This window comes from Rothia sp. HMSC069C01 (assembly GCF_001814655.1).
Lineage (GTDB): Bacteria > Actinomycetota > Actinomycetes > Actinomycetales > Micrococcaceae > Rothia > Rothia dentocariosa.
In genome coordinates, this window is the sequence record NZ_KV817383.1 from 70,703 (window position 1) to 93,907 (window position 23,205).

A 23,205-nucleotide genomic window follows, 5' to 3' on the forward strand; every position below is an offset into this window, starting at 1 on the left:
GACGGTAAGATGTCCTTGGATCCCCAGGCGTCCCCGGAGTTTCAGGGCGCTAAGGGAAAGGAAGAGCCTCATAAACGCATATCACAACAGTTTGATATAGACCCCAACACCCGTGAGCCTCTTCTCATAGCACAGGCCATCAGGAATGTTCTAATTATTATTCCTGTGCTCATCATGCTGGTTGTTTTTGTCTGTGTATTCATTAACGTTTTGGTATCTGCGCCCAGTGGATATGATGATCTTATCTTGGCGGGTATGTTTATTATTGCCGTTATTGCACTTCCTTACATGATTCACGTTATCTTGCAGGTTGTCGCGTTTATGCGGTTTAGGAGATCAGTCAAGTTTCGGTGGATACGAGGTGTCAATATTTACGTCCTTATTGTTGCTCCAATCTCCGAGGTTACCTATGTGCCGTTTATGCTAGAGCGGATTCTTGATCCATCTTCATCTGCCGAGATCTCTTTTACAATAGTGGGGGTTATAGTAGCCCTTTACGAGGTTATTTTGGGCATCTTAATGATTGTTGTCACGACAAATAGTATTAAGAAGACCACCCAGCTTTCAGGACAAAAACACTGAGGGTTAATCATTAGAGGCAACCCCTAGATTACAGTAAAAACAATGGCTCTTACCCCTGCTGGTTTGTGACTCTTGTCTACAACACTGTCCCCAGTTCTCACAGTGGCTAAGCCAATTTATCAGTTATTTGTACTGCTTTTCTCATTACGCTGGTCACACTTATTGTAAGGTATATTCACTTTGCGGGCTTGAGCCCCGGTAAAACCACAAGCGGAACAATACCGAGAACACCAGCAAGATTCTCTCACAACCAAGCCTGCACCTTTTATCGAGTACGATCCAGACTTTCATATTCTCATCATGAGCATCCGAAGCTGTGCTCTGTTGCAGAAGGAATTGATGAAATATTCCGTTTCAAGAGGATCATGGCGCAGCTTCTATACCTTTATGACCACAGCAAAGCCGCCCGGCGCATCCTGAAAATTCAGGCCATGCCGGGCGGCTTATCTACTCAAAACTGGGTTGAATCGTAGGGGCTACTCCCCTAGTGCGTTACTCCCACTCAATGGTTCCCGGGGGTTTGGAGGTGACATCCAACACCACGCGGTTCACGTCTTTGACTTCGTTCGTAATCCGGTTCGAGATTTTTGCCAGCAGATCATAAGGCAGGCGCGACCAGTCGGCGGTCATCGCATCCTCCGAAGAAACCGGGCGCAGCACAATCGGATGCCCGTAAGTGCGGCCATCGCCCTGCACGCCCACAGAACGCACGCCAGAGAGAAGAACCACTGGGCACTGCCAAATGTGCTCGTCCTGACCGGCGGCGGTCAGCTCTTCACGCACAATCGCATCCGCCTCGCGCAGGGTCTCAAGGTTCTCGCGGGTCACCTCACCCACAATACGAATACCCAGACCCGGGCCGGGGAACGGCTGACGCGCCACGATCTTCTCGGGAACACCCAGCTGACGACCGATAGCGCGAACCTCATCCTTAAACAGGGTACGCAGCGGCTCGACCAGCTCAAATGCCAAGTCCTCAGGCAGGCCGCCCACATTGTGGTGCGATTTAATATTCGCCGCACCCTCGCCGCCACCGGATTCAACCACATCCGGGTACAGGGTACCCTGCACCAGGAACTTGATCTGTGCGCCCTCTTCGCCCGCTTCCTCAATGAGCTTGCGCTCGGCCTGTTCAAAGGAACGGATGAACTCGCGACCAATAATCTTACGCTTCTGCTCAGGGTCGCTCACGCCAGCCAGCGCGGTGAGGAAACGCTCTGACTCATCAATGGTAATCACGCGGATACCCATTGACGCGGCGTAATCCTGCTCAACCTGTTCACGCTCACCCGCACGCAGCAGCCCGTGGTCGATAAAGAAGCAAGTCAACTGATCGCCTACAGCCTTATGCACGAGGGCCGCAGCAACAGAAGAATCCACGCCGCCAGAGAGCGCACAAATCACGCGGTCTTTGCCAACCTGCTCACGAATCTTCGCAACCTGTTCCTCAATGATATTGTCAGTTGACCAGGTGGGTTTAAGCCCAGCAATGTTATACAGGAAGTTCTCAAGCGCAACCTGACCGTAGTCGGAGTGCTTCACCTCGGGGTGCCACTGCACGCCGCCCAGTTTGCGGTGCTCATCCACGAATGCCGCCACGGATGCACCCGGGGTCTGCGCCAGAACCTCAAACCCGGCGGGGGCTTCGGTCACGGAATCGCCGTGCGACATCCACACGTTCTGCGTCTGCGGGGTGCCGGTGAGGAACGAAGAATCAACTGCACACAGGGTCGCATCGGTTGCGCCGTATTCGCGGGAACCGGTCTGCGCCACGGTACCACCCAAGGTTTGCGCCATCACCTGAAAACCGTAGCAGATACCGAAGACCGGCACGCCAGCCTCAAATAGTGCCCTATCGCCGCGGGGGGCGCCATCGGCATACACCGATGAAGGCCCGCCCGAAAGCACAATCGCGGCGGGGTTTTTAGCGAGCATCTTTTCGGTGCTCATAGAGTGGGGAACGATTTCAGAGTAGATACCCGCCTCACGCACGCGACGAGCAATAAGCTGCGCATACTGGGCACCGTAATCTACCACCAGAACCGGACGCTCTTCAAGCTGATCCGGGTGTACAGAGTCGGTCACGGATTTTCCTCACGTGTCAGGTCGAAATTCCGCGCGAGCGCGCGAAGTCTTGTATTTCTATTCTACGGGAGAGACAAAAGTTTTATGTGGCACCCATTCAGGGGTGCTTTCGCCGATGGGCTTTCGCCGATGCTGGGGCTAGTACCGCTTAGTCGCCTGCGGGTTAGCGTCAAGCTGTGCCAGGGTTTCTGCGTGGATGCGTTTCTCAACAATGAATGAGAGGAACGGCACCACGCCGCCGAGCGCCATGACGATGAGCTGGGCGATGCCCCAGCGCATGAGCAGCCAAATACGGATGCAGGAGAACAGGTAAATAATGTAGAACCAGCCGTGAATAATGAGCACCCACGTGGAAATGTTTACTCCGCCGGTAAGGTTGCCGGTTTCGCGGTTAAGGATGCCGAGCGACACATCGGAACCGGTTGCGGCGTCTTTTGCACCCGCTACCAGGTCATAGCCCATCCCGTGGTGGGTAATCATCTCAACCACCAGCAGCAGCAGGAAGGTACCGGATATCCAGGCGCACCATTTATAGAAGGTGAGTGCGGAACGAATCTGCGTTTCGGTACCGCCAAATTTTTTGCGCACCGTAAATCCACCCTGGGGCGCGTGTTCTGCCCCGTCTGCTGATGCTTTTGAGGCATTCTGCGATAGGGTGACTTTGCGCCCATCGGTACGTTCTACCGGGGTAATTTTTGTGTTCTTCTCGGAATTCTCTGACATGCTGTGCCTCTCGTGTGTGCTGATGAGTTTAGCTTGCGTTAGTCTTTTGTATCTGCAGGTTTCTGAGGATTAACGCTCTCCGGAGCGTTGCGTGGTGTATCTTCCATCCGCACGGATGCTTCTTCGGGAGCTTCATCAAAGAAATAGTACTGCTCGTCGGCGGGGTCCCAATAGTAGGGGCGTCCGGTGGCTTCGTCCACAAAGTATTCGCCCTCGTACTCGAAATACTGGGTGTATTCGGCTGGTTCGGCGGCACGATGCGCCGCATCCTTAAGCATGCGTCCCCATAGGTAGAGGGCGAACGCCGCGAAAATCAACCATTCGAGCGAGTAGAAGATGTTGAGCCAGTTGATGTTGGCATCATTGGTCGCCTGGGCTGCGCGAATAGGGCGCAGATTCTGGGACTGTCCAATAATAGTGGCGTTTTCCGCGATTGTGTGCTGTTCGGTGAGGGGTACTTTTTTGTTCTCAGGTACTTCAGCGGAAAGCGTGAGCACACCGTCATAGAGGGGTGAATCCCACAGGTTTGTTAGCTGTGCCGGGGATGCGCTTTCTAGCACCTTCTCGGTCGTGCGCGTGTACGGGGCGGCGCCCTGGGCATTTACTACACGACCGGCGATCTCAACTGTCCCTGTCGGTTCAGCAGGTATGCTCGGCGCGTGATCGTCTTCACCCGCTATCCAGGCTCGTGCCACTGTGATGGCACGGGGCTTGGTGCTCCCCAAAGCAGCGGCTTTATCGGTTCCTTCGGGAATGAATTCGCTCAGAACCCAGTATCCATGCTGCCCCTCATTCAGGCGACCCGCCACCAGCATGGAGGATCCGGGAACATACTCCCCCTTCGCCTGTACCACGGTATCAACCGTCAAATTCGTCACGGGCTGATGCGCCTGCAGAATCTCGGTGTAGGGTCGCACCCGATCTTTCGCAGGGTCAGAATGTACCTGCTGTGAGGTGGAGGCGTTGAACTGCCAGCTGGAGAGCGCAACAAACCCCGTCACGAAGACGAGAGCCAGCAAAAGCCCGACCAGCCAGCGGGGAGTAAACGCCAATTTCCACACATATCTAGGGTAGCGCGTCTACACGATGCGCTCCTAACGGATCTAAGGATATGTCTGAATAACCGCATATTCACTATCTATATACCTGATCTCGCAAAGTATTATACAAAATATTTTATATAACTAAAAGATAAGTTTAACAAAATATAATATTTACAGGCATGCAGGGTTGTGATAATTTAATATTTCATAAGTTTAAGATTCGACAATTGACAACATGAGGCATCTTATGGAAATTATTTCCTCTATAAAAGACATCGCAGCCCTAATAACGGGCGCAGCCACAGTAGTTATAGCTATTTTAATATATCGAAACACTCAAAAAGGAACACCCCCAGAGCTTCTCAACCTTGAAAAATGGGAATCCATTAAAAGCAGTATCTCAAAAAATAAACATTCCTACACACTCGAAGACAGGCAAAAGGTTAACAATAATTTCACGATCGCTTTGTATCAAGCAAATAAATCTATTCGCATCGATGAAATCGAAATTAAAAACCAGTCCGCTAAAAATGATCTAAAAAAGCTACCTGTAAGCTGGAAATATCAACGTTTTCCTTCACCACCACGAACCTTTACGAGTATTCTCGATCTTACAATCGGGACTATACTTATGATACTTTTCATCATATTCTCAATTATTTTTTTGGTTTTTTCTATTTATACATTATTTCTTCTAAACTATCCTTGGGCATTACTTTCCTTTACTTACACAATAACTTTTATGACTATAGCCGTATTTTCTTATCAATCTATAGGTCCCTACCAAATAAGAGATATTAATACCATGAAAAAAGGAATCATCACACGAAATGTATTTATGGCTTATTTCAAGATATTCTCGGTAGACATTTCCCTACATAACGAAATTACAGAAGATCCTAAAGAGGCCAAGCAACGTGCAGGATTTGAATCTAAGAGGTTCTTCCAAAATTGGCTTCGGAATGATGGAAAAGGCAAATCCTCATGGGATTACGGTTTCACCGCTGAAACAGGAGTAGATAATGCAGATAATTTCGACAGTCATGAACCTGACAAGTTAGCACCCCAAGGATACATTTTTACGCCTAATTGGGATGAATATATCAAAAATATTGAAATTTGGTACATGAAGAACCGGATCGAAAAAATCTTCACTAAACGTCCTAAGCGTAAACTTAAGAAGAAATAATTTATCTTTGCTGTCATCGCTTAGTCATATATACTCTCTCGTCTGCATTGATAACGATATCCCTCATTTTTCTCGCTAAATCTTTGTCACCTAAGAAGTAAAAACTATCACATCTCATAAGTTTGCCCCGCCGGAAAGTTTGTCCGGCGGGGCACCTTAAGTATTTCAAACTGCACAGTAGCGTTGAATTTCAAGACGCATCTCAGCTGCGAAACATACCACCTGTTTACGGTCAAAGCATCTCATACATCTCGTCCACGATAGAACGTTCCACGATTTTCGCTACTTCTTCTGGCATTCTATCCCCGATATTCAGGCACGAGCGTCATCTCTGCCTTCTGGAACTTCTTCAAGTCCAGGTAACCGCAGGTTGCCATAGCGCGCTTGAGTGCACCCACAATATTGCTCGTGCCATCCACATGGTGCGAAGGCCCATACAGCACTTCTTCGAGAGTTCCAACAACACCCAGCGGGGTACGCACGCCGCGCGGGAAATCCACCGAATGCGCCTCATTACCCCAGTACCAACCCTGACCCGGCGCCTCGGATGCACGCGCTAGGGGCGCGCCGATCATCACCGCATCCGCGCCCAAAGCCAGTGCCTTCACCAGGTCACCGGAGCGGCTAAGCCCGCCGTCTGCAATCACATGAACATACCGTCCACCGGATTCGTCCAGATAGTCCGAACGGGCCGCAGCAACATCGGCAATAGCGGTTGCCATCGGTGCGGAAATACCAAGCCCCTTACGGGTGGTCATCGCTGAACCGCCACCGAACCCAACCAGAACACCGGCGGCACCGGTGCGCATCAGGTGCTTCGCCTGGGTGTACCCTGCCACGCCGCCGACCATAACAGGCACATCCAGCTCGTAAATGAATTTCTTGAGGTTCAGCGGTTCATGCGAGGTCGAAATATGCTCCGCAGAGACCGAAGCACCGCGAATTACGAAAAGATCGGCACCGGCCTGCACCACGGTCTCGTAATGTTCTTGGGTGTTCTGCGGGGTAAGCGAGCCCGCCACAATAACACCCGAATCACGAATTTCTTCCAGGCGCGCGGTAATCAGCTCGGGCTTAATCGGCTCAGCGTAAATCTGCTGCATGCGCGTAGTAGCAGAGGCAGGATCAGCTTCGGGAAGCTCAGTAATTTCGTCAAGAAGCGGCTGCGGGTCCTCATAGCGAGTCCACAGACCCTCTAGGTTGAGCACGCCTAAACCACCGAGCTTTCCGAGCGCAATAGCGGTCGCTGGAGACATCACAGAGTCCATCGGTGCGCCCACAATTGGGGTGTCAAATTTGAAGGCGTCAATCTGCCATGACGTATCGACATCGCGACGGTCACGGGTGCGGCGCGTCGGTGCCAGCGCCACATCGTCAAGCGCATAGGTGCGGCGGGCGCTCTTAGAGAGCCCAATCTGAATATCGGACATGTGTGTTTCCCTTCGGAAGGTCTCTGACCGGTGTTTCTTGGCGCACGGCTGCCCCGCAAGACTACGCGCCTGATGCAGTATCTACTCTACTCGGCGTATAGCCCGTTCCGCCGCAGATTATTCAGAAATATCACAAAATGCACGACGGAATAGATTCTCTAATGTTCGAGCCATACACACCACTAAGCCGGTCAGCGGTGGTTAACGGCGGTAGTTAGGCGCCTCGACAGTCATCGTAATATCGTGCGGGTGAGATTCTTTCAGACCCGCCGGGGTGATGCGCACAAACTTACCCTTGGTCTTAAGCTCCTCAATGGTGCGTGAACCCACGTAGAACATGGTCTGGCGCAGACCGCCCTCAAGCTGATGCAGCACGGCAGAAAGCGGTCCGCGGAACGGAACCTGCCCCTCAATTCCCTCGGGAATCAGCTTCTCTTCGCTGGAAACATCTGCCTGGAAATAACGGTCTTTCGAGTATGACTTGTGGCGGCCGCGGGTCTGCATAGCGCCCAACGAGCCCATGCCGCGGTAGGCTTTGAACTGCTTACCGTTCATGAAAATCAGATCGCCGGGGGCCTCGGCGGTTCCCGCCAGAAGCGAGCCAAGCATTACGGAATCGGCACCAGCAACCAGGGCCTTGCCGATCTCACCGGAGTGCTGCATGCCGCCGTCGGCGATGAGCGGAACACCGGCGGGAATAGCTGCCTTTGCGGATTCGTTAATTGCGGTTACCTGGGGTACGCCCACACCCGCGATAATACGAGTGGTGCAAATTGATCCGGGACCCACGCCGACTTTCACGGCATCTGCGCCCGCATCAATAATGGCCTGAGCGCCTTCACGGGTTGCCGCCTGACCACCAATCACATCGACATGTGCGGCTGCGGGATCTTTCTTCAGGCGGGAAATCATATCGAGCACGCCTTGGGAATGTCCGTTGGCGGTATCGACGAAGAGCGCATCCACCCCAGCCTCGACCAGAGCCATTGCACGTTCGTAGCCGTCGCCGAAGAAGCCAATAGCAGCGCCAACACACAGGCGACCATCGTCATCCTTGGTGGCGCGCGGGTACTGTTCGGTCTTCACAAAGTCTTTGAGGGTAATCAGCCCGGCAAGTTTACCGGCCTCATCAATGAGGGGCAAACGCTCGATTTTGTTCTTCGAGAGCAGGGCGAAGGCTTCATCCTTCGTAAGGTTTGGCGAACCGGTAATGAGCGGCATCGGGGTCATGACATCGCGCACAAGAGTGCTTTCATAGTCCGAGCGCGAGAGGTAGCGAATATCGCGGTTGGTAATAATACCTTCAAGTTTGCCGTCTTCGGTGACCACCGGCAGACCCGAAACCTTGTAATAGCCGCACAGATTGTCGTATTCGTCGATAGTTGCGTCAGCACCGATGGTGACGGGATTAATGATCATGCCCGATTCGGAACGTTTCACGCGATCAACATGTGCTGCCTGATCCTCGATCGAAAGGTTGCGGTGGATCACGCCCATGCCGCCTAGGCGCGCCATCGAAATCGCCATCTGGGAATCAGTCACGGTATCCATCGCAGCGGAGATAATGGGGGTGCCCAGGGTAATACGCTTGGAGAGTCGAGTGCTGGTATCGGCATCGGAGGGAATAACATCGGTGTTGCCGGGTAGAAGCAACACGTCATCATAGGTCAGACCAGTGAAACCGAAGGGATCGTCGGTCAGGGCGGTGGGGACAGTCATGTTTAGCCTTTCAAATGCTGTACCGGATGTATAGATGTTGTGTAGCGAGTGGTGCCACCGGGTGTAAAACGTCGTATCTCTATGGTAAACGCTTACGTCTGCTTCGGGGTACACGGAGCGTTCGGATGTGTGCCTTTCCTGCAAGGCCGCAGTATCCGGTTCAAGGCTGCGCTTGCGGTTATTTCAGGCCAGTCTGCATCAAGCCCCTACAGATAGTTGTTGCCCGGTTCAACGAGATTTTCTCTCCTCGAACCGGGCAACCCATCAATTATTCGTCTTCGTCCTCTTCTTCGGGCTTGGTAACCACCAGAGTCTCGGTCGTGAGTACCAAAGCCGCGATAGATGATGCATTCTGCAGCGCAGAGCGGGTGACCTTCACGGGGTCAATTACGCCCGCTTCGAACAGATCAACATACTCACCGGTTTTGGCGTTGTAACCGTGACCAACGGGATGTTCGGCGACCTTTGCCGCCACCACATAGCCGTCGTCGCCAGCGTTTTCGGCAATCCAGCGCAGCGGCTGTACCAGGGCGCGGCGTACAATCTGCACACCTACGTTTGCGTCGTGGCTATCGAGTTCAAAACCGTCGAGCGCCTTGCTGGCGTGGATCAGTGCCGAACCGCCACCGGATACGATGCCTTCTTCAAGAGCCGCGCGGGTAGAAGACACAGCGTCTTCGATGCGGTGCTTACGTTCCTTAGCCTCAACCTCGGTTGCCGCACCCACCTTGATCACGCCCACGCCACCGGCGAGCTTCGCCAGGCGTTCCTTGAGCTTTTCGCGATCCCACTCGGAATCGACGGCCTCGATCTCTCGGCGCAACTGCTGCACACGGTCTTCAACCGCTTCCTTGCTGCCACCGCCGTCCACAATCGTGGTGGTGTTCTTGGTGACGGTCACGCGGCGCGCCGAACCGGTTTCTTCGAGAGTTGCCTGGGCCAGGTCGATACCCAGTTCGGGGGTAATCACGATGCTGCCGGTCAGAATGGCGAGATCCTGCATAATAGCCTTGCGGCGATCGCCGAACCCGGGAGCCTTAAGCGCCACAACGTCGAGAGTTCCGCGGAGCTTATTCACCACGAGGGTGGACAGTGCTTCACCATCAACGTCTTCGGCGATAATGGTCAGCGGTTTTTTCGCCTGTACGACCTTCTCCAGCAGAGGCATAATCTCGGCAACAGTGGAGATCTTACCCTGGTAGAGCAGAATGAGGCTATCTTCAAGAACCGCTTCGCCACGCTCGGCATCGGTCACGAACGAAGGCGAAAGGTAGCCCTTGTCGAACTGCATACCCTCGGTAATGTCAAGCTCAATCTCAGTGGAGGAGCCGTCCTCGATAGTAATGACGCCGTCCTGACCGACCTTCTCAAAAGCAGATGCCAAAAGCTCGCCGATCTGGTCGGACTGAGCCGAAATAGCGGCAACATGCGCAACTTCCGGGCCCTGTACCTCGCGGGCATCCTGAAGCAGACGCTCGGAGACCTTCTCAACGGCGGCCTCAATGCCACGCTTCACCTCCGCAGGTGCCGCACCGCTTGTTACGTTGCGCAGCCCCTCATTCACAAGTGCCTGCGCCAGCACGGTTGCGGTGGTCGTACCGTCACCGGCAACGTCGTTAGTCTTGGTGGCTACCTCTTTGGCGAGCTGCGCGCCCAGGTTTTCGTAGGGGTCTTCAAGCTCAACTTCGCGGGCGATCGAGACACCATCATTCGTGATAACCGGTGCACCCCACTGTTTATCGAGCACAACATTGCGCCCGCGTGGGCCGAGGGTAACCTTGACCGCATCGGCGAGTTTATCGACGCCGGCCTGCAGGGACTTACGGGCGGCATCGTTGAATTCAAGCTGTTTAGCCATGAATATTCGCTACTCCTTGAGGGTTGTGAGCGTTCGATATCGTAGAAGGCGCGCGTGCGCCAAATCCAGGTCAGGTATAGCGGATGCGCCGCGCGAGAAACCGGCGGCGCATCCTGCATATATGCGAAATTAGTCGACGATCGCCAGAACGTCACGAGCGGAGAGAATCAGGTATTCCTCGCCCTGGTACTTGACCTCGGTACCGCCATAGCGGGAGAACACGACTACGTCACCTTCGGCGATATCGACGGGAACGCGGTTGCCCTTATCGTCCACACGACCGGGGCCCACAGCTACTACGCGAGCCTCCTGCGGCTTCTCCTTTGCAGTTTCGGGAATAACCAGACCGGATGCGGTGGTCTGCTCAGCCTGCTCTAGTTTGACAACTACTCGGTCTTCGAGGGGCTTAATAGCCATAGGTATGCTCCTTTTTAGTCAGCGTTTTTAAAAATTTGTGAAGCGGTTTAGCCCTAGTGCCTGGGCGTTTAGCACTGCACCGCTTCGAGTGCTAAATTCAACTTTAGAATCCCGGCGGCACCCGGTCAAGAATGCGCGCCGTTTCGAGGGCGGCGTTTCGCGCACAGGATAATACGCGAGCGCCCCGTGAACCTGCCGCAGCATCCAAGCCTTCTGCATATGCTCATGCCACTACACTTAAGCCTATGGTTGATTTTGTGCCCCTGCCGCCGTTTGCCTTACCGCCCGAGCTGCCTTTTACCCGGCAGGCGTTAGATGCCGCGGATGCGCTTTTCCCCTATAGTCAAGAGCACTCGCTCGAACAGGTTACGCGGCTGCGGGCGCAGGGGTTTACGCCCGATGAGACCGCCAATATTCTCAGCCTTGTTAAGGCGCGCACTCGGGCGCTTTCAAAGTTCGGCGATAGGGCGCGCACTATGTTTTTGACCGAGCACGGCGCGCAGCAGGCGACTCGACCGGTTGTTGCTGCCGAGCACGCGGCCGTATTTGCCCGTGCCGGGGTTCGTTCGGTTGCCGATCTGGGATGCGGTATTGGCGCGGATTCGTTGGAGTTCGCGCGCGCATCCTTAGCGACTGTTTCTGTGGAGCTTGACCCGTTGACGGCATCTTTTGCTGCCGCAAATCTGGCGGATTTTTCGGGTTCACGGGTTGTGGTCGGTGATGTGACGAATTTTGATCCCGAGAGTTTTCGTGATGGCAACGGCAAGGTCGTGCAGGGCATTTGGCTTGATCCGGCCAGACGTGATCTGACCGGAGTCGTAAAATCCCGTACAGAACGTATTTTTGATCCCGAAGCCTATTCTCCCCCGCTTTCGTTCGTAGTGGATCTGGCCAGAACTGGCATGCCGATGGGTGTCAAACTTGGTCCGGGGATGCCGCATGAGGCTATTGCGCGCCCCGAGGATATTCGTAGCGAGGCGAACCCCCATCCGCGTGTCACGGCGCAGTGGGTTGAGCATGAGGGTTCTCTCGTGGAGTTAGTGCTTTGGTTTAATGCTTTGGCTCAGGAGGGCGTTGCACGCACGGTCACGGTGCTGCGGCAGGAGGCGACGGGACAGGCTGAAGACAAGGGTCTGCGCATTCACAAAACCACGCTGAGGAGTCCCTATTCTGCGGAACAAGTAACCCCTGTTGATGAAAAGCAAACCCGGTTCCCCTCCCCCGGTGAGTACCTCTATGAGCCTTCCGGCGCGGTAGTGCGGGCGCATCTGGTGCAGGAGTTAGCCCAAGAGCTTGGGGCGAACCTGATTGATCCGCACCTGGCGTACCTCACGGCGGCAAAAGCTGTTCAGAGTCCGCTGGCACAGTGTTATGAGGTTCTTGAGGAAATCCCGGTGCATGAAAAACAGCTCAAAAAGTGGGTGCGCGAGCGCGGTTTTACGGCTTTGACGATCAAGAAACGCGGCGTTGATCTGGTGCCCGAGAAATTGCGTGCGACCCTGTTGGCAGGCGGTGCGGGCAAGAAATCAGGTAAGAAGGCCGCGAAGAATCAGGGCTATAACCCGGCGACTTTAGTGTTTACGCGAGTGGGGTCTGGGCAGCAGGCACGGCGCATCGGGTGGCATGTGCGGCCTGTAGACTTTTCTGATGCAGCGCACGTCTCTAGCTCGGACACTAAGAATTCTGTGGTCTAGCGGGTTTATGTGGGTGGCGTATCTACAAAAACTGTGATGACGGTGTGTGACGTTTTATGTCAGATACTTCATGTTTGCGTCGTATTTAGTTCATACACACTCGAAAAAACATTGTTGTGGTCACCAACACCGTAAAATAAATGCAGTCACCCCAAGAAGGAGAGAGTTTTGATTCCGTTCGCTTCCTCGGCGCAATCCACTCTAGGCGTAGAGTGGGAGATCGCGCTGATTGACCAGCATACCGGAGAGCTGGTAGCGCGTGCTCAAGAGGTACTTGCCCGTGTGGGCGAACGTTACCCAGAGCTTTTGGAACCTTCCCTGGATCATGCTCATGTGACGGGCGAATTTTTGGAAAATACGCTTGAGATTATTACCGGCGTGTGTACTACGGTGCCGCAGGCGTGCCAGCAGTTGATCTCGGTGACCGATAAGATCCGTGAGGTTGCTGATGAGCTGGGGCTTGATTTCTATGCGGCGGGCACGCACCCTACGGCGCATTGGCAGGAACAGCAGGTATCTGCGAAGAAGCGGTACCAGCGTGTGGTGGGTCGCGGCCAGTACTGGGGCAGGCACATGGTTATTTTTGGCGTGCATGTGCATGTGGGCGTCGATTCACGCGATAAGGCATTACCGCTTGTGGATGCGCTCACCAACTATTGCGCGCATCTGCTGGGGCTTTCGGTGTCTTCGCCCTACTGGGACAGCGTGGATACCGGGTATGGTTCGCACCGCACGATGCTGTATCAGCAGCTGCCTTCAAATGGTCTGCCTTTTCATTTTGAAAACTGGCAGGAGTACAGTGACTATTTGCATGCTTTGGTGAAGACGGGCGCTATTTTAGAGGTCAGCGAGGACCGTTGGGATGTGCGCCCGGTTCCCCGCTATGGCACCTTGGAGATGCGTTACTGCGACGGCCTTCCGTCGATTCGGGATGTTGCGGCGGTTACGGCGCTCACCCAGTGTTTAGTGGAGTTTTTCTCACGCAAAATTGAGGCTGGCGAGAAGATTGAGGTGTTAAACCCTTGGCATGCGCAGGAGAATAAATGGCGTGCCGCCCGCTATGGTTTAGACACCGAGATCATTGTGTCTAACGAGCCGCAGGTGCGCCCGCTACGCGAGGACATTGAGCTTCTTGTTACTCAGCTAGAGGATGTTGCCCGGGATTTGGATTGTTTGCCGGAGCTGCAGCATGTAAGGAATATGCTGGCGGAGGGCACCGGTGCCGACCGGCAGCGCGCTATCTATGAGAAAACAGGCTCTTTCCACGAGGTTATTCGGGATGTCGCGCTCCAGTCACGGGCGCGTCCCATCCGCTAGAGGCCGATAAAGCTCCAGCCCAATCCCCCGAGTTTTCTCAGAAGGCGGGCTGACGGATCCTTCTAGTCTAAGCAAATGCTCTAGAAACACACCGTCGTAACCGGCAGCGAAGAGTCGGTCGTAAAATCGACTCCCGAAGGTTCATACCCGGCCTCGACAAGGCGTGCCCCGAGGGCTGCCACCATTGCGCCATTATCGGTGCACAGCGTAAATTTCGGGATAATAAGGCGCACCCCAGCTGAAGCACATCGCGCCGAAAGCAGCTCACGCAACCGCGAATTTGCCGCAACACCCCCGCCGAGTAAGAGGGTGTGCAATCCCTGTTCCCGGCAGGCCAGCACGGCTTTCTTCGTGATAACATCGACAACCGCTTCCTGGAAAGATGCCGCAATATCGGCGACCGGAACCTCTTCACCGCGTGCCTCGAAGCCTTCAATCACACGCGCTACGGCGGTCTTAAGCCCTGAAAACGAGAAATTATACCGGTGTGCCCCCGGGGCTTCGGCGGTACCCATGAACTTACGGTTTGACAACCCGCGCGGGAAAACAAACGCCTTAGCATTCCCCGTGCGCGCGGCGCGGTCAATAGCGGGGCCTCCCGGATAGTCGAGTCCCAGTAAACGAGCGACTTTATCGTAGGCCTCACCGGCGGCATCATCAAGGGTGGCTCCGAGCAAGCGCACGTCCTGAGTAATATCGCGCACCTGCAGAATTTCGGTGTGACCACCAGAAACCAGTAGCGCCCCAAGCCCGCCATCTCGCGCGTGTTCAAGCAGCGCCGAGCCGTCTTCGGTACCGTTATCGTCGAGCAGCCCCACACCCACATGTGCCACCAGGTGATTAATGCCGTAGAGCGGCTTTCCGGTAGCGGTAGCCAGCGCCTTCGCGGCAGAAACACCGACCATGAGTGCCCCGGCGAGCCCGGGACCGGCGGTGACGGCAATCGCGTCTATATCGTCGAGGGTCACGTGAGCGTCTGCAAGTGCGGCTTCGAGAGCCGGAATCATGGCATCAAGATGAGCCCGCGAAGCAATTTCGGGAATCACCCCACCGAACCGCACATGCTCTTCCATAGAGGATGAAACCGTGTTGGTGAGCAGGCGGGTGCCGCGTACAATGCCGATCCCGGTCTCATCGCAGGATGATTCGATACCTAATACAAGCGGCTCGGCTGCGGCAGAAAGTTTTGGTTTAGTCATCATTTCTCAGGTAGTTTCCGTTGTTGTGGAGGCATTGGCGGCGAAGTCCTTGAGCATGATCAGCGCATCCGTGCCGTCGTCATAATAGCCAGGCCGTGTGTGAATATGCGTGTATCCGGTGCGTAGGTAGAGGTTTTGTGCTCGGGGGTTATCGGCCCGCACCTCCAGAAGGATGCGCTGCGCCCCTAAATCCTGTGCCCGGCGGTGCATTGTGGCGAGCATGGCTCTTCCGTATCCGTTGCCTTCGTACTCGGGCAGCACGGCGATGGTCTGCACGTCGGCGGTGTCTGCTACCGTCATGACCCCGCAGTATCCGATAATATTCGGGGCGTTCTTTTCAGCGGGGTTTCCCTGGGGATTTTCGCCGACACGTGCCCGCTCAAGTACGTAATAGGTGCGGGTGGGGTGGGTTATTTCGGCGAGGAACATATCAAGGTTCCAGGCGTCGAGGGGGAAGAGCTCTTGTTCGAGGGTGAACAGATGCGGTACATCGTTGATATCGGCGCGGCGCAGGCGGGCACCGCGGGCGAGCGCACCGGGAAGTTCTGGATGCTGAAGTTTCGAGTGCATATTTACGCCCCCCTATCCCTTAGACGATACGGGTTCTCCCGAAGCGCACTGGCTCTGCCGCGCAAGCATGGCGGCTGGAACCTTCGCGTCCGAGTCACGCAGGTAGAGGGCGCGGGTGTCGGTGCTAAGATTTTTTATACCCAAGCGCGCGGCGGCACGTACGAGATCGCTTGCGTTGGGGTGCAGCTGCGATAATTCGGAAGAAATTTGCGCCCCCGATTGTTCCAGTTGTTCGCGGTAAAGCTCGGCACCGTAACCGTAGGCACGATAACCTGCGGTATTCTGTCCAGAAACGCTGCCGGGTGCAGGCATACTTTCGCTTGCGGGTGCCACCTGCGGACCGGTTTTTATCGTGTATCCGTTCTCGGTAACGGTGAAAATTGCAGAGTAGATTTCGCGGCGGCGCGCATCGGAGGCTACCAGAATCTCGGTCATCTGCGCGGCTTTGCCCTGGAAATCCTGAACGAATGCTCGCTCTGCCAGGGCTGTTAGACTCATAAGCCCGTAAACGGGCTTGTTCCAGGCAAATCCAAGAGTTCGGGCAGTGACGATTCCGGCGCGCAGTCCGGTGAAAGGGCCCGGCCCGGTCCCGGTGAGAATCGCATCCACGTTCCGCCCATTTACCTGTGCTTTGTCGAGTACCTGGGATACGAAGGGCGACATCACTTCGGCGTGTGAACGTGTATCGGCGCTTTCGCGGGCGGCGAGAATAGTTGCGGTTGAACCGGGATTTTCGCCGTCGAGGCGCGCCAAAGCCACGGATGCGGTGGCTGATGAATCTAGAGCAAGTATGAGCACCCTATCATTCTAACGTGCTGTCGTGTACCCGCTATTTGATAGGTTATCGCTTCATAAGTGTCCCAAAGCGGGCTCATGAGGTGCGCTTCCGTTCGCTCCCGGCAACTCTTAAACAGATTACTCGACGCCGAGTTTGAGCATGGCGGCTTCAAGACTTCGATACGCTTCGCCTTCCCACCGTGGGCCGTAAGCGGTAATGCGCAGCAGCCGCGGTTCTGAGGCATCAGCGCTCTCCTCCTCACGGTCGTCGAGCGCATCCCAGTCGAACTCCCCCTCCCCTGTAGGCGAGTAGTTCTCGGCGGCGTAGGCGATGGAAGCGTCCGCGCCGGTGAGTCGCGTGAAGTCTAGTTCCAGGCGGGAATCGCTCAGATGCTCGGCTTTACCGCGTCCCCATTCGATGACGGTCACGGATTTTTCCAGCGAGAATTCTAGATCGAGGTCGTCTAATTCTTCGGCGCTAGAGAGCCGGTATGCGTCCACGTGCACGAGATCGGGCCCGCCTGGGCGGATGCCGTCCGACAGGTTAGGATGCACCCGCGAGAGCACAAAAGTTGGTGAAATAACGCCCTCACGCACTCCAAGCCCCTCGCCTAGGGCGCGGGTGAAAGTGGTCTTCCCGGCACCAAGCTCTCCCGAGAGTAAGAGCAAGTCCCCGGCGGTGAGCAACGGTGCAAGCGCGTGCGCCGCCGCGCGGGTATGCGCAAGATCGGCAAGATCAACTTCTAAAACGGGATGTGCGTGCATGGGCTTCTTTCCGGGGAACGGTACGGGTTAAACAGGGATGCGAAGACTCGAACTCACATATCGTTAGACGGTTTCCGGTGTCTGTTCCTCGTCGAGCCCGAAGAGGGATCCCAGAGCGTGCAGACCATCTACTTCGCGTTCCACCCAGGCGCCACCGCGGTAGATGCGTATCACGCGCGGGGAAATACGAGTCACAATCTCGTAGTTAATGGTCTGCGCTGCAGCGGCCCATTCTTCAACGGGAGGGTTATCTCCAGAGCCGAAAAGCACAGCGGAACCGCCGAGAATACCGCGCGCAGGATCGGCGAGTCCGGGTTCTTCCAAATCAACCACGAGCTGATCCATAGCAATCCTGCCCACGACACGGTACGTGCGTGGTTCCACGGGGTTTGCGGCATCGGCACGCGGGTAAATACGGACCGGCGCCCCCTCAGCGATACGCGGCACGCCATCGGCGTATCCGAGCGGAATGAGGGCCAGCGTGGTGGGCTTATCGGTGCTGTACCGCAACCCGTATGAGACCCCCTGCCCGGCGGGTACCTCTTTGACATTGCACACATGGGTTCCCAGGGTCATAACGGGTCGCAGGTTAAGGTCTTTGGAGCTCACACCCGCGAGCGGGGACAGACCATAGAGGGCAATTCCGCAGCGTACCGCATCGGCGAGGACCGCCTCGTTCGTGTTATATAGGGGGCTCGCACCGGTGATCGTGCCCGGGGAATTTGCCAGGTGAACAAGCTCGGGGGTGAGACCCGCGCTGCGGGCGACGGTTACGAATTCGTTGAGTCGGGTGATCTGCCGTGCGGTCTCGGGGCGTTCGGGTTCATCGGCAACCGCCAGATGCGAGAAAATGCCCTCGACGCGCACCAGCCCTGCGGCTTCAAGTTCAAGGGCGCGCGCCACTAGCGCGGGCCAGTCCTCAAAGGTGGAGCCGTTACGCCCAAGCCCCGTGTCTACTTTCAGATGTACACGAGCACGCTTCTTGGTCCGATTGGCGGCTTCTGCTATTGCTTCTAAGTCCCAGCCGGAGGCACCCAGGATAATATCTGCTTCGAGTGCTTCGTCGAAGTCCGTCTGCGGGGTGTGCAGCCAAGCTATAATCGGGGCGGTAATACCCTCTGAGCGCAATTCCAGGGCTTCGGTCACATGCACAACGCCCAGAATATCGGCACCGGCTTCGAGTACTGACCGTGCCACGGGGTAGGCGCCGTGACCGTAGGCATCCGCTTTCACCACGGCAATGAGTTTACGTTCGCCGATCATATCTTTGAGCACGCGCGTATTGTGCTCAAGAGCATTAAGGTCGATGATAGCGGTTCGCTCCGCCTCACCGGGCTGCAGGTTCGGGGTGTAGAGGGGACGTGTGGGAACAGTCATTTCTATATACCTCCGGTACTCGGTGAACGCGGGGAGCGTCTAGTTACACTCATTCTAGCCCGTCTTTTCATGTATTTTCGCTCTTCTTATCCCGGTTTAGGGAGCGTTCATCAACAGTTCATGTTCTTACTGTGCGAATGCGCCTCTTCGATGCCGTCGAGGCTTACACGTTCACCCTTAGACTCACTCGGCTTGCAGAACGCGCTGTCTCATAAAACCGCGCGTTAGACTAGGATGGTGAAGATTCCCGAGAGTTCGCAGTCCCGCTTGCCCCAGTCTGTTGTGCATGTCTATTCTCTGCACACCGATCCTTTTGCGCAGCCCGGCCGCGGCGATGCCGGGGGCATGAACGTTTATATTGCGCGTTCGATTGCGGCTATGCTGTCGGCAGACGATAATCTGCGCGTCGAGGTTTTCACACTTCTTACCGATCCCGATTTTGAGCATGCAAAACCCAGCGTGCAGGTTCCAGCTCTTCTCAATTCGTATCGTGATCGGGTGCGGGTGCATCAGGTATTGATTCCGCAGGCTTTAGGTGCCCGTAAAAATCAGCTTGCCGAGTTTACAACCGAATTTGCGGCGCAATGCGTCTCATTAGCGTGCTGGCATCCGCAGGTTATTCATGCACATTATTGGCTTTCGGGCGTCGCTGCGCTGGGGGCTGCCCAGACCTACGCTGCCGAAGGAACAGTTATTCCCGTAGTATTTACCCCTCATACGACCGCCGCAGCGAAGGATGCGCGCCGCTCCCCCGACGAGCCCGAAGAACCACACGCACGTTATGAAAGTGAGCATCGAGTTCTTGAACATGCCGCTTTGACGATCGTCAATACTTCTCTTGAAGGGCAGCAGCTGCAGGACTACTATGGGGCAGATTCCGCACGCATGCGTGTGATTGCGCCGGGGGTTGATACCGGTATTTTTCACCCACTGCCGGGGGTGCACGCCGAACATGAGGGTTCGGATACGCACGCTCGGGTGGTTTTTGCTGGGCGTCCTCAGCCGTTAAAGGGACCTCATATTTTGGTAGAGGCCCTTGCGCTTCTTCCCGCGGATCTGCATGTTGAACTGGATATTATCGGCAAGTCTTCTTCCAGATACGAATTAGATCTTCTTGCCCGTACCCGCGATTTAGGCATCGCCGATCGGGTGCATCTGCGCAGTCCGGTTCCTGCCGATATTCTTGCCGATATTTTTCGCCGCGCCGATATTGTGGCTTCTCCTTCCTCGTCTGAATCTTTTGGGCTAGTGGCTTTGGAGGCGCAGGCTTCGGGGGCTGCGGTACTTGCTACCGATGCGGATGGGTTGCGTTTCGCTATCGAGAACCATAAAACGGGGTTGCTTGTGGCGCCGCGTACCCCGCAGCGTTGGGCGGTTGCGATCGAGCGGCTGGTGCGTGCCCCACGTCTGCGCTTAACACTGGGGGCGAATGCGGCAGCTCGTGCACGTTCTTTCAGTTGGGAAGCGACCGCCCGAAAAACCTTGTGCGTCTATTCCGAGGCGATAACCGGTCGTCATTTAGCACAAGAGCGGGCCGAGGGTTCCGCATAGTTTATTGCCGAATTACTCTGCTCTTCCCCAAAAACCTGTAGAACGTACCACAGCACGGTCTCGAAAGTTGTTCAAGCGGCTACACTTGACGTATGAGTTTTGCAATGACGCGCGACGAGTTTGCCGCTTATCTTGATTCTGCCCGCATCACGGGCGATGTTGCCACCCCACGCGAGAATAACCTTTCGCATATTCAAGGGTTTCTCGATCACAATGAGCACCTCGAATTCGGGGTTACATGGTCGAAGGATTGGACCTATGACGAAGTTTTTGAGGTCATGGTACTCCGTGCTGGTCTGAACCCTGACCGCTCGCATGTCCAGGGACAAGATACGATTGGTTCCGCCCAGTGCATTGATGCTCTCGAAGAGTATGCCCGTATTTTTGGCGATGCGGTACGCGCCCGCCAAAAGATCCTGTTCGCCACCGGTCATCCCGCCGGACTTTTCCCCATTTATGCTGAGCTGGCGCGCATCGCCGAACGCGCCGGAGCCACGGTGCTGCGTATTGAGCAGGGCGAGCGGTTCTTGGACGGCGATATTCGCCAGATCATGGGTGTGGTGATGTTTGAGCAGTACGGGAATCTGCAGCATACGCATTTCCCGGGGCCGATGCGCATCGCCCTCGCCCAGCTTCGTGAGCGCGGTGAGCTGCCCGATCTTGTGGTTTCCGATCACGGGATGGCGGGGTATGCGGCATCGCAGCAGAAGCTGCTGACGCTCGGTATTGCCGACTGTAACGACCCGGGATTGTTTATTGCCGCAGAGCAGGGTGATTTACCGGTGTGTGTTCCGATGGATGATAATGTTCCACCGAATCGTTACGAACCGCTGATTGATTTTTTGGTGAATCGCGCCTCATTGAAACAATTTCGGTAAAACTTTTAGGCTATGGTTTTTTATTCTTTCAAGGTATTTTATTAGTTTACGGGCATTAAAACTCTCTGACTAGTATATTTATTAAAGCTATTTACAATAGTAAACATCCACATTAACCTTTAATAATCGTGTCTTCAACACCTTTATGGCACATTAAGGTGATTGAATTCACTCTTTATCCTTGAAGTTTAGACAACCATTCAGAAGGACTAAACTCCTGGTTTAACCGTAAAATATAAGGACTGAGTAGTTTTGAAGAACTATCGTGAGAATCAGTTAAAGGCCAGGTTTCTCTTCCGGACTACCTCGGGGCCTCAAAGCTGGTTCTCGTTCTCTCTACTTCTCGCTCACACACTGCACACATCATTCATCTGTATTCCGATTGACCACCGGGCTGCGGGTCTCAAACTCGAGCATTCCGCGCATACGCCGATATGCGCGCTCACCACGACCGGGGAAGATAACTTCATTGAAAGCAAAAGAAAGACTCAAAAAAGTTTGGGGCACCACATATGTCGCCAAACGTGAGTGGCATCCACAGGTTTTGAAATCTCTTTACCTGGGCGACTTGATTGCCATTGCCATCTCTATTTTTGCTGCGCACTTTATTCGCTTCGGCTTCGTAAACGCGGATTTACCGCCTGTGAATGTCTGGCCGCTTAACCTGCTCGATCCTTCCGTCGCACCCATCGACTATATCTTCCTCGATATCGGCATGATCATAATCTGGTGGCTGACTCTGCAAGTCAACGGCTCACGAAATATTCGCGTTCTAGGAATGGGAACCGACGAATACCGTATGGTCACACGCGGCAGCACTTACTTTTTCTGCACACTCGTGATCGTGGCGTTCTTTCTCAAAATCGACCTGACCCGCATGTACCTGCTCATCGCCTACCCGTTGGGTTTAGGCCTCATCATGATAGAGCGCTGGCTACTGCGCCAAAGACTAGTACAGAAACGTTTGCAAGGGTATTCGCTAACCCGCGTCATGATTATTTCCGACGTTCCCACCGGTAAACATCTGTATAAGAGCCTCTCCGGCGCCGTCGCATCGGGGCTTTCACCAGCTGCGTTTTACCTGCCGGGAATCTACGCTGGTACCACGATTGCAGACGTCGATCTGCCCATTCTGGGTTACTCCACGAACCCTGACGATATTATGCAGGCCGTGCAGGAAAACAATATTCAGATGGTCGCCATCTCGAACGGGCATCAGCTGACCCCGGAACAGATGCGGATGCTCGGCTGGCGTCTCGCGGATGCTCATATCGCCCTGATTATGGCTCCCGCAACCACCGATATTGCAGGGCCTCGCATGCATATTCAGCCGCTCAACGGGCTACCGCTCGTGCACGTTTCTACCCCGCATATTACGGGTATCGCTGCACTGGCGAAACGCGCCCTGGATGTGCTCGCCTCTGGACTGGGGCTTCTCGTGCTTTCCCCTGTTTTCTTGGTGGTGGGTATCCTTATCAGACGCGACGGCGGACCTGCATTCTTCTTCCAAGAGCGCGTAGGAATGAACGGCGATGTTTTTCGCATGGTCAAATTCCGGTCGATGCGCACCGACGCCGAAGAGATCAAAGCCCAGCTTATGGAACAGAACGAAGGCAACGGGGTGCTCTTCAAGATGGTGAATGACCCACGCATCACCCCAATCGGCCGGTTTATTCGCAAGTTCTCCATTGATGAGCTACCGCAGCTCTGGAATGTTTTTATTGGCGACATGTCCCTGGTGGGCCCTCGGCCCCCGCTGGCGGAAGAGGTAGACCTATATGAGGATATTATGTACCGCCGCCTGCTCGTCAAACCCGGGATTACCGGGCTCTGGCAGGTCTCTGGCAGAAGCGATCTCTCCTGGGATGAATCGGTACGTCTTGACCTGTACTACGTCGAAAACTGGTCTATGACAACCGACTTTATTATCCTGCTGCGCACGGTACGAGCAGTCTTCGCCAAGGAAGGCGCCTACTAATTTTCGTGCCCGACTATGCCAAGGTCGGTATAGTCCAATACAGCGGTGGGGGG

19 protein-coding genes are annotated in these 23,205 nt (G+C 54.9%); 7 read left to right on the forward strand and 12 right to left on the reverse strand.

Annotated features, from left to right (window positions below; all coding sequences use genetic code 11):
* Positions 1 to 582 (forward strand): uracil phosphoribosyltransferase (locus tag HMPREF2981_RS03320; protein ID WP_070660800.1); only part of this gene is annotated, 582 nt, incomplete at its 5' end.
* Positions 583 to 1,074: 492 nt separating this feature from the next.
* On the opposite strand, the gene guaA is transcribed toward HMPREF2981_RS03320, so the two are convergent.
* From guaA to HMPREF2981_RS03335, 3 genes are all read right to left on the reverse strand, one after another.
* Positions 1,075 to 2,667: a glutamine-hydrolyzing GMP synthase gene (guaA, locus tag HMPREF2981_RS03325; RefSeq protein WP_070660803.1), complete on the reverse strand. Its 1,593-nt coding sequence runs from the start codon at positions 2,665 to 2,667 to the stop codon at positions 1,075 to 1,077.
* 138 nt (positions 2,668 to 2,805) lie between these two features.
* Positions 2,806 to 3,390 carry a DUF3817 domain-containing protein gene (locus HMPREF2981_RS03330; RefSeq protein ID WP_070448988.1) on the reverse strand — a complete coding sequence of 195 codons (585 nt, stop codon included), beginning with the start codon at positions 3,388 to 3,390 and terminating at the stop codon, positions 2,806 to 2,808.
* Positions 3,391 to 3,428: 38 nt separating this feature from the next.
* A complete protein-coding gene (locus HMPREF2981_RS03335; protein ID WP_070660805.1) occupies positions 3,429 to 4,451 on the reverse strand; it encodes an SURF1 family protein in 1,023 nt (340 codons plus the stop codon).
* A 229-nt stretch (positions 4,452 to 4,680) separates the two neighbouring features.
* Here HMPREF2981_RS03335 and HMPREF2981_RS03340 point away from each other — a divergent pair, with 229 nt between their 5' ends.
* A complete protein-coding gene (locus HMPREF2981_RS03340) occupies positions 4,681 to 5,622 on the forward strand; it encodes a hypothetical protein (RefSeq protein WP_070660808.1) in 942 nt (313 codons plus the stop codon).
* 299 nt (positions 5,623 to 5,921) lie between these two features.
* Here the strand turns inward: HMPREF2981_RS03340 and HMPREF2981_RS03345 are convergent, their stop codons facing one another.
* From HMPREF2981_RS03345 to groES, 4 genes are all read right to left on the reverse strand, one after another.
* Complete coding sequence (locus HMPREF2981_RS03345) at positions 5,922 to 7,052, reverse strand: GuaB3 family IMP dehydrogenase-related protein (RefSeq protein ID WP_004005226.1); 1,131 nt, start codon at positions 7,050 to 7,052, stop codon at positions 5,922 to 5,924.
* Between the two features lie 201 nt (positions 7,053 to 7,253).
* The gene (gene guaB, locus HMPREF2981_RS03350) at positions 7,254 to 8,771 is read right to left on the reverse strand and encodes an IMP dehydrogenase (RefSeq protein WP_070660811.1); all 1,518 of its coding nucleotides are present in this window, start codon (positions 8,769 to 8,771) and stop codon (positions 7,254 to 7,256) included.
* A 268-nt stretch (positions 8,772 to 9,039) separates the two neighbouring features.
* The gene (groL, locus tag HMPREF2981_RS03355) at positions 9,040 to 10,629 is read right to left on the reverse strand and encodes a chaperonin GroEL (RefSeq protein WP_070660814.1); all 1,590 of its coding nucleotides are present in this window, start codon (positions 10,627 to 10,629) and stop codon (positions 9,040 to 9,042) included.
* 129 nt (positions 10,630 to 10,758) lie between these two features.
* Entirely contained in the window at positions 10,759 to 11,046 is a 288-nt protein-coding gene (groES, locus tag HMPREF2981_RS03360) for a co-chaperone GroES (protein ID WP_004005229.1), read from the reverse strand.
* Between the two features lie 245 nt (positions 11,047 to 11,291).
* Between groES and HMPREF2981_RS03365 the strand changes: the two genes are divergently transcribed.
* A complete protein-coding gene (locus tag HMPREF2981_RS03365) occupies positions 11,292 to 12,740 on the forward strand; it encodes a class I SAM-dependent methyltransferase (RefSeq protein WP_070660915.1) in 1,449 nt (482 codons plus the stop codon).
* Positions 12,741 to 12,908: 168 nt separating this feature from the next.
* The gene (locus HMPREF2981_RS03370; RefSeq protein ID WP_070660817.1) at positions 12,909 to 14,057 is read left to right on the forward strand and encodes a glutamate--cysteine ligase; all 1,149 of its coding nucleotides are present in this window, start codon (positions 12,909 to 12,911) and stop codon (positions 14,055 to 14,057) included.
* Between the two features lie 80 nt (positions 14,058 to 14,137).
* On the opposite strand, the gene tsaD is transcribed toward HMPREF2981_RS03370, so the two are convergent.
* From tsaD to alr, 5 genes are all read right to left on the reverse strand, one after another.
* Complete coding sequence (gene tsaD / locus HMPREF2981_RS03375; RefSeq protein ID WP_179918917.1) at positions 14,138 to 15,259, reverse strand: tRNA (adenosine(37)-N6)-threonylcarbamoyltransferase complex transferase subunit TsaD; 1,122 nt, start codon at positions 15,257 to 15,259, stop codon at positions 14,138 to 14,140.
* Positions 15,260 to 15,262: 3 nt separating this feature from the next.
* Positions 15,263 to 15,826, reverse strand: a complete 564-nt coding sequence (rimI, locus tag HMPREF2981_RS03380) for a ribosomal protein S18-alanine N-acetyltransferase (RefSeq protein ID WP_048777629.1) — start codon at positions 15,824 to 15,826, stop codon at positions 15,263 to 15,265.
* A gap of 12 nt (positions 15,827 to 15,838) precedes the next feature.
* The gene (gene tsaB / locus HMPREF2981_RS03385; RefSeq protein ID WP_070660820.1) at positions 15,839 to 16,624 is read right to left on the reverse strand and encodes a tRNA (adenosine(37)-N6)-threonylcarbamoyltransferase complex dimerization subunit type 1 TsaB; all 786 of its coding nucleotides are present in this window, start codon (positions 16,622 to 16,624) and stop codon (positions 15,839 to 15,841) included.
* A 117-nt stretch (positions 16,625 to 16,741) separates the two neighbouring features.
* Positions 16,742 to 17,368 (reverse strand): tRNA (adenosine(37)-N6)-threonylcarbamoyltransferase complex ATPase subunit type 1 TsaE, encoded by a 627-nt coding sequence (gene tsaE, locus HMPREF2981_RS03390; protein WP_070660822.1) that lies wholly within the window; start codon positions 17,366 to 17,368, stop codon positions 16,742 to 16,744.
* A 63-nt stretch (positions 17,369 to 17,431) separates the two neighbouring features.
* Entirely contained in the window at positions 17,432 to 18,745 is a 1,314-nt protein-coding gene (alr, locus tag HMPREF2981_RS03395; RefSeq protein ID WP_070660825.1) for an alanine racemase, read from the reverse strand.
* Between the two features lie 234 nt (positions 18,746 to 18,979).
* Here alr and HMPREF2981_RS03400 point away from each other — a divergent pair, with 234 nt between their 5' ends.
* The 3 genes from HMPREF2981_RS03400 (at position 18,980) to HMPREF2981_RS03410 (ending at position 23,152) form a co-directional block, all read left to right on the forward strand.
* Complete coding sequence (locus HMPREF2981_RS03400) at positions 18,980 to 20,296, forward strand: glycosyltransferase (protein WP_070660827.1); 1,317 nt, start codon at positions 18,980 to 18,982, stop codon at positions 20,294 to 20,296.
* A gap of 92 nt (positions 20,297 to 20,388) precedes the next feature.
* Positions 20,389 to 21,174, forward strand: a complete 786-nt coding sequence (locus HMPREF2981_RS03405) for a phosphatase (RefSeq protein ID WP_004005240.1) — start codon at positions 20,389 to 20,391, stop codon at positions 21,172 to 21,174.
* A 469-nt stretch (positions 21,175 to 21,643) separates the two neighbouring features.
* The gene (locus HMPREF2981_RS03410; protein WP_037231129.1) at positions 21,644 to 23,152 is read left to right on the forward strand and encodes a sugar transferase; all 1,509 of its coding nucleotides are present in this window, start codon (positions 21,644 to 21,646) and stop codon (positions 23,150 to 23,152) included.
* Positions 23,153 to 23,205: the final 53 nt, after the last annotated feature.